Source organism: Kitasatospora sp. NPDC001119, from assembly GCF_053598475.1.
Genome location: NZ_JBSFKI010000011.1, coordinates 107,593 through 124,035, shown reverse-complemented (window position 1 = coordinate 124,035; position 16,443 = coordinate 107,593). Strand labels below are relative to the sequence as shown.

The 16,443-nt window shown below is 74.4% G+C and carries 14 protein-coding genes and 1 pseudogene; 7 read left to right on the top strand and 8 right to left on the bottom strand.

All coding sequences use genetic code 11. The features are described from left to right. Window positions 1-53: 53 nt before the first annotated feature. The 5 genes from ACWDD9_RS16120 to ACWDD9_RS16100 all read right to left on the bottom strand — a co-directional run bounded on the left by ACWDD9_RS16120 (window position 54) and on the right by ACWDD9_RS16100 (window position 4,293). A complete protein-coding gene (locus tag ACWDD9_RS16120; RefSeq protein WP_449811869.1) occupies window positions 54-1,160 on the bottom strand; it encodes an AI-2E family transporter in 1,107 nt (368 codons plus the stop codon). Between the two features lie 135 nt (window positions 1,161-1,295). Next, complete coding sequence (locus ACWDD9_RS16115; RefSeq protein ID WP_117486656.1) at window positions 1,296-2,030, bottom strand: glycerophosphodiester phosphodiesterase; 735 nt, start codon at window positions 2,028-2,030, stop codon at window positions 1,296-1,298. After that, window positions 2,027-2,500 carry a hypothetical protein gene (locus ACWDD9_RS16110; RefSeq protein WP_449811868.1) on the bottom strand — a complete coding sequence of 158 codons (474 nt, stop codon included), beginning with the start codon at window positions 2,498-2,500 and terminating at the stop codon, window positions 2,027-2,029. The genes ACWDD9_RS16115 and ACWDD9_RS16110 overlap by 4 nt, the downstream gene beginning before the upstream one ends. Before the next feature lie 86 nt (window positions 2,501-2,586). Beyond that, the gene (locus tag ACWDD9_RS16105) at window positions 2,587-3,003 is read right to left on the bottom strand and encodes a TOBE domain-containing protein (protein WP_181970475.1); all 417 of its coding nucleotides are present in this window, start codon (window positions 3,001-3,003) and stop codon (window positions 2,587-2,589) included. Between the two features lie 105 nt (window positions 3,004-3,108). Continuing rightward, window positions 3,109-4,293, bottom strand: a complete 1,185-nt coding sequence (locus ACWDD9_RS16100; RefSeq protein WP_117486658.1) for an ROK family transcriptional regulator — start codon at window positions 4,291-4,293, stop codon at window positions 3,109-3,111. A gap of 109 nt (window positions 4,294-4,402) precedes the next feature. Here ACWDD9_RS16100 and ACWDD9_RS16095 point away from each other — a divergent pair, with 109 nt between their 5' ends. From ACWDD9_RS16095 to ACWDD9_RS16065, 7 genes and pseudogenes are all read left to right on the top strand, one after another. Next, complete coding sequence (locus ACWDD9_RS16095) at window positions 4,403-5,656, top strand: MFS transporter (RefSeq protein WP_449811867.1); 1,254 nt, start codon at window positions 4,403-4,405, stop codon at window positions 5,654-5,656. Window positions 5,657-5,748: 92 nt separating this feature from the next. Continuing rightward, window positions 5,749-6,519: a dienelactone hydrolase family protein gene (locus ACWDD9_RS16090; RefSeq protein ID WP_449811866.1), complete on the top strand. Its 771-nt coding sequence runs from the start codon at window positions 5,749-5,751 to the stop codon at window positions 6,517-6,519. 86 nt (window positions 6,520-6,605) lie between these two features. Next, a complete protein-coding gene (locus tag ACWDD9_RS16085; protein ID WP_449811865.1) occupies window positions 6,606-7,322 on the top strand; it encodes a TVP38/TMEM64 family protein in 717 nt (238 codons plus the stop codon). Between the two features lie 94 nt (window positions 7,323-7,416). Continuing rightward, window positions 7,417-7,932, top strand: coding sequence for a DinB family protein (locus ACWDD9_RS16080; protein WP_449811864.1), 516 nt, complete (start codon window positions 7,417-7,419; stop codon window positions 7,930-7,932). A 294-nt stretch (window positions 7,933-8,226) separates the two neighbouring features. After that, window positions 8,227-8,619, top strand: a complete 393-nt coding sequence (locus ACWDD9_RS16075; RefSeq protein ID WP_053112231.1) for a cell division protein SepF — start codon at window positions 8,227-8,229, stop codon at window positions 8,617-8,619. Between the two features lie 159 nt (window positions 8,620-8,778). Further along, window positions 8,779-9,315: pseudogene (locus tag ACWDD9_RS16070) on the top strand (TetR/AcrR family transcriptional regulator); the annotation flags it as partial. Window positions 9,316-9,499: 184 nt separating this feature from the next. After that, window positions 9,500-11,083, top strand: a complete 1,584-nt coding sequence (locus ACWDD9_RS16065; protein ID WP_449811863.1) for an MFS transporter — start codon at window positions 9,500-9,502, stop codon at window positions 11,081-11,083. Between the two features lie 75 nt (window positions 11,084-11,158). On the opposite strand, the gene ACWDD9_RS16060 is transcribed toward ACWDD9_RS16065, so the two are convergent. The 3 genes from ACWDD9_RS16060 to ACWDD9_RS16050 form a co-directional block, all read right to left on the bottom strand. After that, complete coding sequence (locus tag ACWDD9_RS16060) at window positions 11,159-13,636, bottom strand: SpoIIE family protein phosphatase (RefSeq protein ID WP_449811862.1); 2,478 nt, start codon at window positions 13,634-13,636, stop codon at window positions 11,159-11,161. A gap of 149 nt (window positions 13,637-13,785) precedes the next feature. Then, complete coding sequence (locus tag ACWDD9_RS16055; RefSeq protein WP_049655195.1) at window positions 13,786-14,406, bottom strand: TetR/AcrR family transcriptional regulator; 621 nt, start codon at window positions 14,404-14,406, stop codon at window positions 13,786-13,788. 113 nt (window positions 14,407-14,519) lie between these two features. After that, on the bottom strand, window positions 14,520-16,118 hold the full coding sequence (locus tag ACWDD9_RS16050; RefSeq protein ID WP_117486663.1) for a 4-coumarate--CoA ligase family protein: 1,599 nt from the start codon (window positions 16,116-16,118) through the stop codon (window positions 14,520-14,522). Window positions 16,119-16,443: the final 325 nt, after the last annotated feature.

Genomic DNA, 16,443 nt, shown 5'->3' with positions numbered 1-16,443 from the left:
CCTCCGCCTCACTATCGCGACCTAAATCGCATTAGTGATGCTCGCACAACGGTTCACGCCCCGGCAACCGACTTCTCCCGCGCGTCCGGGTCGCCCCGCAGCACCGAGATGACGCCCATCACGGCGGCGCAGACCGGCACCGCGAGCAGGGCGCCGATGATCCCGGCGATGCCCGAGCCGGCCACCACGGCGACCATGATGGTGGCCGGATGCAGCTCCACCGTCCGGCTCTGGATGACCGGCTGGAGGACGTTGCCCTCGATCATCTGCACCGCGAGCACCACGCCCAGCGCCCAGAGCGCCGTACCGAGCCCGCCGTCGGCGAGCGCCACCAGCACGGCCACCGTGCCGGACAGGAAGGCCCCGACGAAGGGGATGTAGGCGCCCATGAAGACCAGCGCGCCGAGCCCGGGCGCGCCCGGCACCCCGAGGGCGATCAGGCCGATGGTGATGAAGCCCGCGTCGATCAGCGCGATCAGGGTGGTGCCCCGCATGAACCCGGCCATCGCGTCGAAGGCCCGCTCCGCGCAGGCGATCACCGTCGTGGCGCTGCGCTCGGGCAGGTAGGAGCGGATGGCGTCGCCGGTGCGGTGGCCGTCCCGGAGGAAGAAGAACACCAGGGCCAGCGCCAGCACCCCGCCGGTGACCAGCTGGGTGAGCAGGCCGAGCCCGGAGAGCACGCCGTTGGTGAGGGTGGAGACCAGCGAGTTGGTCTCGCCCTTGGCGTTGTCCAGACCGTGCCGGATCTTCGCCCCCAGCGGGCCCAGCCAGTCGGCCAGCCGCTGCCCGGCCTCCTGGAGCGAGGAGGCGATCTGCGGGGCGCTGTGCACCAGCGAGTTGACCAGCAGCGCGATCACCCCGCTGACCGCGACCACCAGCACCACGCAGGTCAGCCCGGCCGCCAGGCTCCGGCTCACGCCCCGGCCCACCAGCCACGGCACCACCGGGTAGAGCAGCGAGGCCCCGAGCAGCGCCAGGACGAACGGCACGGTCGCGGCCCGCAGTTCGACCAGCGCGAAGACCACCAGCGAGGCGACGGCGATCAGCAGGATCACCGCCACCGACCAGGCCGCCGCCTGCCGCAGCCCGGGCGGCAGCATCAGGTACGGCCTGCGGTCGTCCGGCTGCCGCTGCTCGCCGGGCGCGCGCTCCACGGACACGGCCACCTCCGCCGGGGGTCGTCGACGATTCCGAACCGCCCCAGCTCAGCAGAGGTTCCGACGGGCCGCGCGGCGGATCGGCCGGGAGCACCCGAACGGGCGACCCGGGCGCCCTCCGGCCGAGCACCGCTCCGGTCAGCGGCGGCCGTCCAGCACCGAGCGCAGGACGCCGATCCGGTTGGAGGTGATGGAGGCGACCCCGGTGTCGCGCAGCCGGCGCATGGTGCGGCGCAGGTCGGCGGTCCAGGTGGAGACGGCGAGCCCCCGCTCCGCCGCGGCGGCCGTGAACTCGGGGGTGACCAGGCCGAACGGCGGGTTGAGGTAGCGCGGGCGGAGGTCGTCCAGCAGGGCGCGCACCGGCATCCGGGGTTGCTTCCAGGTGAGCGCGATCTCGGCGTCCGGGCTCAGTTCGCGCACCGCGAGCATGGCGGTGGTGGGGCCGCAGAAGGCGACCGCCGCCTCGGCGCCGAGCCCGGTGACGACCGACCAGGCGGCGGCGGCCGGGCCCGCGTCGTCCAGGTCGATCAGCAGCCGGCGGCCCTCGACGGCCGTCACCGCCTTGACCGCCTCGGCCAGGGTGGGGACGGCGAGCGGCCCCTGCCGCAGCTCCTCCAGCTGTTCGGCGGTGACCCGGTCGATCGACCGCGCGTCGCCCCAGAGCCGCTCCAGGGTGCGGTCGTGCAGCAGGACGGGCACCCGGTCGCGGGTGAGCTGGACGTCCACCTCGACGGCGTCGGCCCCGGCGGCGAGCGCGGACTCGACAGAGGGCAGGGTGTTCTCGCGGAACCGGTACGGGTCGCCCCGGTGGGCGACGGCCAGCGGCTTGGCGGCGAGCGTTCCGGCGGCGAGCGGCTTGGCGGCGGCGTTCATCGGATCCTTCCCGAGAGCCAGGGGGTGAGGTCGTGGACGCCGATGTCCTCGCGGTAGCTCGGCTCCCCGGGGACGGTGACGATCAGCGTGGTGGACGGCGGGAAGGTGCGCGCCTTGACGTGCACCAGGTCGGACCAGACGGCGTTCAGGAAGCCGGGGACGCGGTCGCGGTCGACGTCGAAGGCGATGCCCTCGACGGTCACGGCGACCTCGTCGTGGGTGAACAGCCGGACGGTGACGGCGGGGCGGCCGTCGAACTCCAGCAGCGCCTCGTGCGGGATGGCGTCCAGTTCCCCGAGCGAGCCGCCCGAGCCGCCCGAGCCGCCCGGACCGTCCGGGCCGACCAGCCCGGCGAAGGTCCGGTCGCGGCCGATGTCGTGCTGGGCGCGGACGGTGCGGCCGTGCCGGGCGGCCACGGCCTCGATCGCGAGCACGGCGCTCTGGGTGGTCGGCAGGTGCGGGGGTGGCATCCGGGCGCCTCTCGGTTCGTTCCGGGACTCGTACGAAGGGGGTTACAGGGGGCTGCGGAGGGATCCGCGGGGATCCACCGGGCCGGCTAGCGGCGTTCGATCATCACATTGGTGGACTTGATGACCGCCGTGGCGGGCGCACCGGGGACCAGGTTGAGTTCCACCGCCGAGTCCCGGCTGATCAGGGACACCACCCGGAACGGCCCGGCCTGGATCTCCACCTGCGCGGCCACGTCGCCCAGCACCACGTCGGTGACGATCCCCGGGAAGCGGTTGCGCGCCGAGGACGGCCGGCCCTCCGCCTCGGCGTTCTCCGGCCGGGCCAACTCCCGGGCGAAGGCGGCGAGTTCGGCCCCCGGGATGATCCGGTGCCCGTGCTCGTCCCGCGCGGCGGCGACCCGCCCGGCGTCCACCCAGCGCCGCATGGTGTCGGCGCTGACGCCGAGCAGCGCCGCGGCCTCGCCGATGCGGTACGGGTTGGCCGGCACCTCGGGCTGGCCCATGTGCGTCTCCTGACGGTGGTTCGGGTTCTCGGGGCGGGCGCCCCCGCGCCATCCTGCCGTACCGGCGGTACGGACGATCATGTGAGGGCCGCCCCACGGCATACCTTATGGCTCGCCGAAGAGGTCGCGCCGTGCCGCGTCCCCGGCGGTGAGCACCGCCCCGGCGAGCACCGCGCCGCCGCCCGCCGTACCGGCCCGCACCTCGGTGCTCAGCGGGGAGAGCAGCGCCAGCCGCCGCTCGACCCGGCCGGCCAGCTCCGGCCCGCCGGCCCGGCCTATCTCGCCGCCGAGCACCACGCAGCCGGGGTCCAGCACCACGCAGACGCTCGCCGCGCCGATCGCGATCCGCTCGGCCAGCTCGTCCAGGAAGCCCCCGCCCGCCTCGCCGGCCGCGAGGGCGGCCCGGACGGCGGCCTCGGCGGCGGGGGCGTCCCCGGCCGGGTCGGCGGGCAGCCCGTGGGCGCGGGCCAGCGCGCAGATCGCGGCGCTGCCGACCAGGCCGTGGAAGCCGCCCTCGCAGCTGTCGGCGCTGGGCAGGCCGACGGTGCCGGGGACGGGCAGGAAGCAGATCTCGCCGGTGCCGCCGGAGAAGCCCCGGCGCAGCCGCCCGTCCAGGATCACGGCGGCGCCGACGCTGTGGCCCAGCCAGAGCAGGACGAAGGTGTCGCGGTCGCGCGCGGCGCCGACCCGGTACTCGGCCCGCCCGGCCAGGTTGACCTCGTTCTCCAGGATCACCTCGGTGCCGGGCAGCTCCCGCAGCGCGGCGAGGAGTTCGGCATGCCAGGCGGGGAGCTTGCCGGTGCTCTGCAGCCGCCCGGTGGCCGGGTCGACCAGCCCGGGGGCGCCGACCGCGACGGTGTGCAGCCGGTCGACGCCGGCGCCGCGCGCGGTCTCCAGCAGGGTGGCGACGATCTCCCCGGCGGTGTCCGGCCCGCCGTCGCCCTCGACCGGGACCTCGGCGGTGGCCAGGCTGCGGCCGGCCAGGTCGGCGACGACCAGGCTGACGCCGCCGGAGCGGACGTCGAAGGCGGCGAGGTGGGCCCGGGAGGCGACCAGCGCGTAGAGCCGGGCGTTGGGGCCGCGCCGCTGTTCCCCGCGCTCGCCGACGACGGCCACCAGGCCGGTGCGCTGGAGCCGTTCGAGCAGGTCGGCGACGGTCGGCCGGGACAGGCCGGTGAGGCCGCGCAACTCGGTCGCGGTCAGCGGACCCTGTTCGAGCAGGAGGTTGAGTGCCAGCCGGTCGTTGATCGCCCGGGCGGTGCTCGGCGTGGCCGTACGCGCGATGGTCATGGCGGATCATCCTTCCAGAGTGTTTCTATCAGGGTCCCTTCCTGATAGTTTATCGACCGTCACAGGGCACTGTCGCGCCCCACACCGCGCGACCGGGAGGGAACACCCCATGAACGGGACCACCGCGCCACCACCGCCACCACCGCCGGAACCGCTGAGCGCACCCCGCCGCGCCCGGGCCGGCATCGCCCTGGTCTTCTGCGTGCACGGGGCCGTCAGCGGCAGCTTCGTCACCCGCATCCCGTGGCTCCAGGACCGCCTCGACCTCTCCACCGGCCAGCTCGGCCTGGCCCTGGTCATGCCCGCCATCGGCTCCTCCCTCGCCATGCCGCTGGCCGGCCGCTTCGTCCACCGCTACGGCGGCCGGGCCGCGGTGCGCGGGCTGATCTCGCTCTGGTGCCTGGCCCTCGCCCTGCCCGCGCTCGCCCCCTCGCTGCCGGTGCTGTGCGCGGCCCTGCTGGTGTACGGCGCCGCGGCCGGGATGGCGGACGTCGCGATGAACGCCCAGGGCGTGGAGATCGAGGAGCGGCTCGGCCGCTCGATCATGTCCGGACTGCACGGGATGTGGAGCGCGGGCGGCCTGCTGGCCTCCGCCTTCGGCATCCTCGCCGCCCACCTGGACCTCGACGCCCGGCTCCAGCTGGCCGTCACCGCGCTGGTCCTGCTCGCCCTCGCCCAGCCGGTCTGCCGCGGCCTGCCCGACATCCGGGCGCACGAGGGCGCGGAGGAGCCGCCGCGGTTCGCGCTGCCGCCGCGCAGTTCGCTGGTGATCGGGCTGGTCGGCTTCTGCGCGGTCTTCGCCGAGGGCGCCTCGATGGACTGGAGCGGCGTCTACCTGCGGGACGTCACCGGCGCCTCGGCCACCGTCGCCGCCGCCTCGTACACCGCCTTCTCGCTCACCATGGCGGTCAGCCGGCTCGCCGGGGACGCGGCGATCCGCCGGCTCGGCGCCGTCCGCACCACCCGCGTCGGCGGCGCCGTGGCCACCGTCGGCGGCCTGCTGGTGGTCGCCGCCGACAGCCCGGCGCTGGCCATCCCCGGGTTCGCCCTCCTCGGCATCGGCATCGCGGTGATCGTCCCGCTCGCCTTCGCCGCGGCCGGCCGGATCGGCAGCAACCCCAGCCAGGCCATCGCGGGCGTCGCCACCGTCACCTACACCTCCGGCCTGATCGCCCCCGCGGTCATCGGCGCCCTCGCCCAGGCCACCTCGCTGACCGTCTCCTTCGGACTGGTCACCGCGCTCGCCTTCGCCCTGCTGCTGAGCGCCGGGGCGCTGCGGCTGGCCGAACGGAATTCCGGCGGCGAGAACGTGACCGCAACGTCACCGGAAAAGCCTTCCGGAAAAGACCTCTCCACGATATGATGGTGAATTCCTGAGGGAATTCCCCGCTAAAGTCTCGAACCGCCGGGCGCGCCGCGTCCGGCGGTTTTCGTGCTCCGCGAGAGGGATTCCCCGTGTGCTACGACCCGGACGCCGCCCCGCCCGCCCCCGGTCCCGCCCTGTGGCCGCTGGCCGAGGCCGCCCCACTGACCCTGACCTCGGCCGACGGCACCCGGTTCGGCGCCTTCCTGGCCCGCCCGGAGGTCGCCACCGGAGTCGGCGTGCTCGTCCTGCCGGACAACAGGGGCCTTTCCCCGTTCTACCGGCAGACCGCCGCCCGGCTCGCCGAACAGGGCCACCCGGCGCTCGTCCTCGACTATTACGGCCGCACCGCCGGAGCCTTCCCGGAAAAGCGCCCGGCGGAATTCGGCGAACTGCCGGACCTGCTCCCCCACCTGCTCGCGCTCACCCCCGACGGATTGGACGCCGACATCACCGCCGCGCTGGAACGGCTGCGCGCCGCCGGGCCCGCCGAGGTGGTCGCGCTCGGCTTCTGCTTCGGCGGCCGGCAGGCCTTCCGGACCGCCGCGCCGCGCTTCGGCCTGGCCGGCGCGGTCGGCTTCTACGGCTACCCGGACGTCATCCACGGCGCCCCGGGGCCGACCCAGCTCGCGGCGGAGCTGACCGCCCCGGTCCTCGCCCTCTGGGGCGGCGCGGACGAGCACATCCCGGCCGCCGCCGTCGAGGCCTTCGACGCCGCGCTCACCGCGGCCGGCTGCCCGCACACCTTCGTCACCTATCCGGGGGCGCCGCACAACTTCTTCGAGCTCGCCGCGGTCGACCACACCGACGCGGCCCGGGACGCGTGGCAGCGCCTGCTGGGCTTCCTCGCCCGGCCGCGCTGAACCCGGATCCCGGCCCCCGCCCCAGGCCTTGGACCGGGGCGTGGACGGCGGCGGGGCCGGGGCCCGGGACCGGTTAGGCTCGGGCGGTGTTCGAGCCCGATGCCGTTCCCGTCCCGCCCCTCGCACCGCAGGTGCCCGCCGTCGCGCCGCGTTCCCCGTGGTGGCGGTTCGCCCTGCTGGTCGCGGCGCTCGCGGCGGCGGCCGGCTCGCTCCTGCTGTGGAGCCCGACGGAGCTGCTGTCCGGCGGGCTGGCGGACCGGATGCCGGGCTACTGGTTCGGCCCGCTGTTCGCCCTGGTCTACGCGGTGGGGACGCTCGCCTTCGTGCCCCGGCCGGCCCTGAACGCCGCGGCCGGGCTGCTGCTCGGCATCCAGCAGGGCGTGCTGCTGGCGGTGCTCGGCACCACGGTCGGCGCCGCCCTGGCCTTCGTGCTCGGCCGGGGCCTCGGCCGCGAGGCGCTCCGCCCGTACCTGCGCGGGAAGGTGCTCGGGGCGCTGGACCGGCGGTTCACCGAACAGGGCTTCCGCAGCGTGCTGGTGCTGCGGCTGCTGCCCGGCATGCCGTTCCAGGCGGCCAACTACGGCGCGGCCTTCTCCAGGGTCCGCTTCCTGCCCTTCGTGCTCGCCACCGCGATCGGCGTGGTGCCGACCACGGCGGTGTACGTCACGGCGGCGGCCAGCGCGGGCCGGCCGGGCTCGGCGGCCTTCCTGCTGTCGGCGGGGGTGATCGCGCTGCTGGTGCTGGGCAGCGTGGTGGGCCTGTGGCGGGCGGCCCGGACCCGCCGCCGGGCGACGGCCGGCTGAACCCGGCCCGTCCGTCCGCTCCGGCTCCCCCGGCCCGGCCCACCAGGACAAAATCGTTCGCGCCGGTGCGCCGCCGGAGGCCAGGATGGCGCGCATGACTGCACCGGACCCGCGGGTGGACCCGCCGATGACGGCCGACGAGGCCGCCACCCTGCACGCCTTCCTCGACTACCACCGCCACACCCTCGCGCTGAAGACCGAGGGCCTGACGGACGACCAGCTGCGGCTGCGCTCCGTCCCGCCGTCCAACCTCTCGCTGCTGGGCCTGGTCCGGCACATGGCCGAGGTGGAGCAGTACTGGTTCCAGTCCGTCCTGCTCGGCCAGGAGATCGCCGAGGGGCACTTCTGGACCAAGGAGAACGAGGACGGCGACTTCGACTATGTCGACACCGCCGACGTCGCGGCCGACTTCGCCGTCTGGCGCGCCGAGGTCGAGGCCTCCCGCAGCGCCGCCGCCGGCCTGCCGCTGGAGACCGTCGGCAAGAAGCCGCGCCGGGGCCAACCGGTGACGCTGCGCTGGATCCTCACCCACATGATCGAGGAGTACGCCCGACACAACGGCCACGCGGATCTTCTGCGCGAATTGATCGACGGATCGACCGGCGAGTGACCCTGCGGGTGACACCGCGGGTGAAATCGTTTCCGCATTGTTGACAGAAGGTCAATTACGCCGTGACCGCGACCGATAAGGTCAACGCGCGCAACCGTACGGCGCTGCGCCGCGTCAGTGGGAGTGCCCGGGTTCGCCCGGGTTTCCGGCGCGGCACGACTCGTACGGGGGTTGCGAGCGGGCACGGGACCGGTGAACAGTGCGATACTCGGACAGTTCCGACGAGTGGATGACGTGTCAAGAACGGCACGCACCCCCGGGGGACCAGGACGGGACGAGGCAGGGAGGCGCGGCATGGGAGCACTTCGCGACGAGCACCACAACGGGTGGCTGATGCCCTCGGGGAACTACCCGGCCGCGGTGTACGACGACGAGTGGGTCGATCAGGAGACGGTTCCGGCCGCCCCCGCGCCCACGAAGATCGTCTCCCTGCGGCCGACGGGCTTCGAGGCGGCCCGGACGGTCGGTGAGCACATCCGGGCGAGCATCCCGGTGGTCATGGACCTCACCGAGATGTCGGAGGCCGAGGCCAAGCGCATGGTCGACTTCGCCTCCGGGCTGATCTTCGGCACCCGGGGCGGCATCGAGCGGATCGCCCGGAGGGTCTTCCTGCTCACCCCGGCCGACGTCGAGGTCATGGTGATCGACCGCCCGATGGACGACACCGGCTTCTACAACCAGAGCTGAGCCGCCGCCCCGCGAGGGCTCACAGGCACCCCGGAACCGGGGACGGTACACCCACCGTCCCCGGTTTTTTGCTGCCCGGGCACCGAGAGCCCGCGCCTCACCTGAGAGCTCGAACAAAAGAATGAGACATCTGTGTCTCACATGAACTAGACTCGGTCCATGGCCACCGACCGCGACACCGTCCTCGAAGCCGCCGTCGGCGTGCTCTCCCGCCGCCCGACCGCCCACCTGGACGAGATCGCGCGCGCCGCCGGCATCAGCCGCGCCACGCTGCACCGGCTCTTCCCGGGGCGCGACGCGCTGATCCGCGAGGTCGGCCTGCTCGGGCTGCGCCGGTTCGCCGCCGCACTGGACACCGCCGAGGTCGAAGAGGGCGACGCCGAGGCCGCGCTGCGCCGCCTGGTGGACGCCTCCGTGCCGGACGCCATGCTCTGCGCCTTCCTGGCCGGCGAGAACCAGCTCTACGAGAACGACGACATCAACGACCTCTGGGAGGTCCAGATCGCCCGGCTGCACGCGCTCTTCCTGCGCGGCCAGCAGCAGGGCGCGTTCCGCATCGAGCTGAGCGCCGCCTGGCTGAGCGAGGCCTTCTTCGACCTGGTGGCCGGCGTCGGCTGGTCCATCCAGGACGGCCGGCTCGCCCCGCGCGACGCCGCCTTCTCGCTCGCCGAGCTGTTCCTCGGCGGCGCGCTGCGCAGACCGGACGCGCGGACGCCCGTCCCCGCCGCCGCCAACGTCGGCACCGCCGACCGCAACACTCCCATCCACAGCACCGCCGACCACAGGCCGGACACCGATACACCATGAACGAGCGAAGCGAGCGAATCATCAAGAGGCGCGCATTGTGCGAAGCGCCTGCCGAGCGGAGCGAGGTGGGAGCGTGAGCACCCTGACCGCCCGCCAGCGCTGGACCGGCCTCGCCGTCCTCGTTCTGGCCGTGACCGTGGTCGCCCTGGACGCGACCGTCCTCTCCCTCGCCATCCCGTCGATCAGCGAGACGCTGCGCCCCAGCGGCACCCAGCTGCTCTGGATCGGCGACTCCTACTCCTTCGTGCTGGCCGGCCTGCTGGTCAGCATGGGCGCCCTGAGCGACCGGATCGGCCGCAAGAAGCTGCTGCTGGCCGGCTCCGCCGCGTTCGGCGCCGCCTCGCTGCTGGCCGCCTACGCGCCGAGCGCCGGCTGGCTGATCGTGGCCCGCGCCCTGCTCGGCGTGGCCGGGGCGACGATCATGCCCTCCACGCTCTCGCTGATCCGCGGCCTCTTCCCGGACGACCGGGAGCGGGCCACCGCGATCGGCATCTGGGGTGCGGCCGCCACCGCCGGGGCCGCCCTCGGGCCGGTGGTCGGCGGGGTGCTGCTGGAGCACTTCTGGTGGGGTTCGGTGTTCCTGCTGAACATCCCGGTGCTGATCCTGCTGCTGGTGTTCGGCGCCTGGCTGCTGCCGGAGTCCAAGGACCCGAAGCCGGGCCGCTGGGACGTGCTGAGCGTCGTCCTGTCGATGGCCGGCGTGATCGGCGCGGTGTACGCGGTCAAGGAGGCCGCCGCGCACGGCGTGGACCACTGGGACGTGCCGGTCGCCTTCGTGCTGGGCACCGCCGCGCTGTTCGTGTTCGTCCGCCGCCAGCTGCGGCTGGAGACCCCGCTGCTCGACGTCCGGCTGTTCCGCGACCGGCGGTTCACCGCGGCCGTGTCGGCCTCGTTGATCTCCCTGATCGGGCTCTCCGGCGTGATCTTCGTGGTCTCGCAGTACCTCCAGCTGGTCCGCGGCTACCAGCCGCTCCAGGCGGGCCTGGCCGAGCTGCCGGCCTTCGCGGGATCGGTGGTCGGCGGCCTGCTGACCGCCCTGATCGCCCGCCGCTACGGTGCCCGCAAGGCGCTGACGGCCTGTCTGCTGGCGATGGGTCTGGGCGTGGGCGCGCTCGGCTGGCTGGAGCAGGACACCACCTACCTGCTGCTGGCCGCCTCCTTCCTGCTGGTCGGGACGGCCGAGGGCGTGGTCTACACGCTCGGCGCCGACCTGGTGCTGAACGCCGCGCCCGCCGACAAGGCCGGCGCCGCCTCGGCGGTCTCGGAGACGGCGTACGAGCTGGGCACCGCGCTCGGCATCGCGCTGGTGGGCTCGGTGGTCGGCTCGATCTACGCGAACGGGCTGGCGGTCCCGGCCGGGACGGACCCGGCGGCCGCCGCCCGGGCGGGCGAATCGCTGGGCTCGGCCGTCGAGACGGCGCAGGGCCTCTCCCCGGAGCTCGCCCAGCCGCTGCTGGCGAGCGCCCGGGAGTCCTTCGTCCACGGCATGAACAGCGCCGGGCTGCTGGCCGCCGCGCTGCTGGTCGGCGCGGCCGTGATGGCCTGGCGGCTGCTGCGCGGGCTGTCCGAGCCGACGGCCGGGGCGGAGACGGGCGCCGGGACCGGCCCGGAGGGCGCCGTCGACGTGTCGGCCGCGCAGCCGAGCGTCAAGGCGTAACAGCGCACCGAGAACGGCCGTTCCCCCGGGGGGAACGGCCGTTCTCGTGTACGGAACCACCGTTCCTTACGGGACCTACGAGACCCCGAAGGGCAGCTCCAGCTCGGCCCAGACCACCTTGCCGTCCCGGGTGAGCCGGCTGCCCCAGCGCTGGGCCAGCTCGCTGACCAGGAACATCCCGCGCCCGCCCTCGTCCTGCTCGGCGAACGGGCGCAGCTGCGGGGTCTGGCCGCCGGCGTCGGCGACCTCCAGGGTGAGCACCCGGTCGCGGAACAGCCGCAGCCGGCGCGGGGCGTCGGCGTGCAGCAGGGCGTTCGTGACCAGCTCGCTGACCAGCAGCTCGGCGTAGTCGGTGAGCGCGGCCAGGCCCCAGGCCTCCAGGGTGGCGCGGGTGAAGCGGCGGGCCCTGCCGGGCAGCCGGCCGCCGCCGGACAGCGGCAGGGTGGCGACCCGGTCGGCGGGCAGCGGCAGCACCCGGGCCATGATCATCGCGATGTCGTCCTCGGTGCCGTCGGTGACCAGCGCCGCGAGGACGGCGTCGCAGTTCTCCTCCAGGGTCCGGCCGGGGCCGGAGAGGGTGCTGGCGAGCCGGTCGATCCCGGCGTCCAGGTCCTCGCCGCGCCGCTCGACCAGGCCGTCGGTGTAGAGCGTGACCATGCCGCCCTCGGGGATGGTGAACTCGATCGACTCGAAGGCCACCCCGCCGACGCCCAGCGGCACCCCGGGCGGCACGTCCACCCGGGCGGCGGTGCCGTCGGGGGCGACCCGGACCGGCGGCAGGTGTCCGGCCGAGGCGACCTGGACGGTGCGCTCCAGCGGGTCGTACACCGCGCAGATGCAGGTGGCGAACTGGCCCTCGCCGATTCCCGAGGCGGTCTCGTCCAGCCGGGTGAGGACCTGCTCCGGCGGCATGTCGAGGGTGGCGAGGGTCCGGGCGACGGTGCGCAGCTGGCCCATCGTGGCGGCGGCCCGGATGCCGTGGCCCATCACGTCGCCGACCACCAGGGCGACTCTCCCGCAGGACAGCGGCACCACGTCGAACCAGTCGCCGCCGACCTCGCTGACCACGCTGCTGGGCAGGTAGCGGTAGGCGATCTCCAGGCCGAGGGTGCGGTGCACCTCCTGCGGCAGCAGGCTGCGCTGGAGGGTGAGGGCGGTCTCCCGCTCGCGGCGGTAGAGCCGGGCGTTGTCGAGGGCCAGCGCGGTGCGGGCGACCAGTTCCTCGGCGAGGGCGACGTCGGCGGCGGTGAACGGCTCGGGGTTGCGCATCCGGATGAACTCGGAGCCGCCGAGCACCATGCCCCGGGCGGTGATCGGCACCATCAGGTACGAGTGGATGCCCGCCGCCATCCCGGGGGCCACCCGGTCCTCGCTGGAGACCAGCCCGCGCAGCACGTCCTCGTCCACGTGGGTGCGCAGCAGCGGCTTCCCGGCGCGCAGGCACTGGGTGTAGCTGCGGTCGGGGGCGTACTCGGAGGTCTCGCCGACCACGTCCACGGCGTGCGCGAGGCCGCTCTCGTAGGACTCCCCGACGGCGACGGCGCGGAGCGTGACGTTCCGGTCGGAGGGGATCGCGGTGGGCTCGGCGCCGCGCAGCACCGGCTCCAGCAGGTCGACGGTGGCGAAGTCGGCGAACCGGGGGACGACGGCCTCGATCAGTTCCTCGGCGGTGCGCTGGAGGTCGAGGGTGGTGCCGATCCGGGCGGTCGCCTCGGCGATGGTGGCGAGCCGTTCCTGGGCCCGGGCGGCGCGGGCCTCGGCCTGGAAGCGCTCGGTGACGTCGATGATCGAGGAACAGACCCCGAAGATCCGGCCGGTGGAGTCCTCGAGCCGGAAGTAGGAGGCGGACCAGGCGCGGTCCCGCCGGGGGTCGCCGGGGACCCGGCCGTGCGAGCGGGCGTCGACGACGGGCTTGCCGGTCTTGAGCACCTGCCGCATGATCTGCTCGATCTCGGCGCTGTTGATGCCGGGCAGGACGGCGGATATCCGGCGGCCGAGGTGGGCGGCGACGGGCACCCCGTTCATCCGGGCGAGTGCCTCGTTGATCCGGATGTAGCGCAGGTCGGTGTCGTAGACGGCCATGCCGATCGGTGAGCGGCCGAAGATGCCGTCCAGGACCGCGAGGTCGGCCTCGACGGCGTGCAGGGCGCGGGTGTCGGAGGCGGTGGCGAGCAGCAGCAGGGTGCCGGCCGGGCCGGCTATCGGGTAGGTGCGGAACTCCAGCTCGACCTTGTGGCCGTCGCGGTGGCGCACCGGGAAGACGCCGGACCAGCCGCTGCCGGTCATGATCCGCTGGAAGAGGCCGAGCACCTCGGAGCGGTCGGAGCCGTCGGTGAGCAGCTGGGCGGCGTAGCTGCCGACGGCCTCCTCGGCGGAGTAGCCGAGCAGGGCCTCCGCGTCCTCGCTCCAGTGCAGGATCAGTCCGTCGTCCTGGAGCAGCGCCGTCGCGAGCGGGACGAGCCGGTGGCCTTCGGGGTTCGCGCCCTCGGGACGTACCGGGGCACGGCCCGGTGCCGGGTCGGCGGCGGTCGCGTCCCACTCGTGTCCGTGCATGATCAGGCAGCACCCCGGTTCGGCTCGTGCCCGGCCGGGTGGGCCTCGCGGTCGGTGCCGGCCGGGATTCTTCTCCAGACTGCACGGACATCGGCCGCCCGGCGACCCCTTTGGTCAGGGGGCGTCCGGTCGCTCCGGGTGTACGGGCGTCATGGGCGTACCGGCCGCAGCGTACTCTCCAGAACGCCCGCCCACTGCCGGATCACGCCGGAACGTCGGTGGCTGTCGTCGGTGAGCAGGTTGGCGAGGCCCAGTCCGCGGGCGAGGTCCAGCGTGGCCTGCACGGATTCGCGCACCCCGGGGCGGCTCTCGTCGGCGTCCAGGAACTCGACCGCGGCCCGGTGGGCCTCCCGGCCGACGTGGCCCTCCAGCGCGATGATCCGCTCGCGCAGCGCCTCCTCGGTGGCGGCGGCGGTCCACAGGTGCAGGGCGGCGCGGAACAGCGGGCCGGTGTAGAGCCGCACGATCATGTCGACCACGGCCCCGGTGCGGTCGGGGCCGGCGGTCGGCAGCTCGTCCGCGTGGGCGCGGACGGCTGCCAGCCGCTCGGCGGTGACGTGCTCGACGGCCGCGGTGAAGAGGTCCTCGCGGGTCGGGAAGTGGTGCTGGGCCGCGCCCCGGGAGACCCCGGCCCGTTCGGCGACGACGGTGACGGTGGAGCCGTGCCAGCCGAGCTCGGCCAGGCAGTCCACGGCCGCCGCGAGCAGCCGGGCCCTGGTCGCTCGGCTGCGGTCCTGCTGCGGGGTGCGGGCGGCGGGGTGGCTGGTCATGGCGGCGGGCGGTTCCTGTTCCGGTCGGGGCGCGGCGGGTGCCGGTCGGGGCGCGGCGGGACGATCCTCACAGACGCGCCCCGGTCCCCGGCCGCCGGGGCGGCCCCGGCCGGTCAGCGGGCGGCGGCGCGCCCGGCCTCGCGGGCGCGCAGTTCGCGGCGCAGGATCTTGCCGGCCGCGGACTTGGGGACGGTGTCGACGAACTCCACCAGGCGGACCTTCTTGTACGGGGCGACCTGTCCGGCGACGTACCCGGTGACCTCCTCGGCGGTCAGGTCGCTGCCCGGGGCGCGGACCACGAAGGCCTTGGGGCACTCGGTGCCCTCGGCGTCCGGGACGCCGATCACGGCGGCGTCGGTGATCTGCGGGTGGCCGAGCAGGACGGCCTCCAGTTCGGCGGGGGCGACCTGGTAGCCCTTGTACTTGATCAGCTCCTTGACCCGGTCGACGATGTACAGGTAGCCGCGCTCGTCCACGAAGCCGACGTCGCCGGTGTGCAGCCAGCCCTCGGCGTCGACCACCGCGGCGGTCTCGGAGGGGCGGCCGAAGTAGCCCTTCATCACCTGCGGGCCGCGGATCAGCAGCTCGCCGGGTTCGCCGGGCCCGAGGTCGCCGTCGGAGCCGTCCAGGGCGGCGATCCGCAGCTCGGTGGAGGGGACCATCCGGCCGACCGAGCCGGGCGAGGGGTCGCCCTCGCGCGGGGAGACGACGTGGGTGACCGGGGAGAGCTCGGTCATGCCGTAGCCCTGGAGCAGGTGCGGCAGGCCCAGGCGCCGGGCGCAGGCGTCGGCGAGTTCGTGGTCGAGCGGGGCGGCGGCGCACAGCAGGTACTCGACCGAGGAGAGGTCGTACTGCTCGACGACGGGGTGCCGGGCCAGCGCGAGGGCGATCGGCGGGGCCACCACCAGGGCCTGCACCCGGTGCTCCTGGACGGTGCGGCAGAACTGCTCCAGGTCGAAGCGGGGCAGCACGACCACGGTGGCGCCGCAGCGCAGCGGCTGGTTGAGCAGCGCGGCCAGTCCGTAGATGTGGAAGAACGGCAGGACGGCGAGCACCCGTTCGCCCTCGGCGGGGCGGTAGAGGGCGTCGCACTGGGAGAGGTTGGTGGCGATCGAGCGGTGGGTGAGCATCACGCCCTTGGGCAGGCCGGTGGTGCCGCTGGAGTACGGCAGCACGGCGATGTCCTCGCCCGGGTCGATGGCGACCTCGGGGGCGGGGCCGGTGGCGGCCAGCAGGTCGGCGAGCGAGCGGTGGCCCTCGGCGCCGTCCAGGACGACGGTCTCGGCCAGCGGGCGGCCCTGTTCGGCGAGGAGTTCGGCGGCCGCACGGGCGGTCGGCAGGAAGCGGGAGACGGTGACGAGCCAGCGGGCGCCGCTGTCGCGCAGCTGGCCGGCGAGGTCGGCGGGGGTGGCGAAGGACGAGACGGTGGTGACGGTGGCGCCGGCCCTGGTCGCGCCGTAGTAGGCCATCGGGTAGGCGGTCGAGTTGGGGCTGAAGAGGGCGACGACGTCGCCGCGGCGGACGCCTGTCTCGGCCAGTCCGGCGGCCACCCGCTCGACGGCGTCGGCGAGTTGGGCGTAGCTGGTGGTCTCGCCGGTGACGCCGTCGATCAGGGCCGGGCGGTCGCCGTACTTCGCCGCGGCGCCGAGCACCGCCTCGTGGATCGGCAGGTCGACCACGGCAACGTCGGGGAACTCGCTTCGGAACACCAAGGTGGGCCTCCAGTATGGAAGTTGACGTAGCAACAAAACCGGCTAGCAGTTCCGTGCGGGGCGCGTTCAGGAGCATACGGACAGTAGGGGGCCTGGCTCGGCCATTGTGGGGAACCCGTAATGGACCATCCGTGGCACGGTCGCTCCCGGGGGGCGCCCGACCGGAGGGCGCGCACCACGGCCGCCCGCCTCCGGGAGCGGCCCCGTCCCCGGAACTCCCCGCTGTGGGGCCCCTGTCCGGCCCCGTCCCGCTCCTGCCGCTCCGGCCGCGCCCGGCGCCGACGGCTACGTCAAGGCCTGCGCCGGCACCACCCTGGCGGGCGAC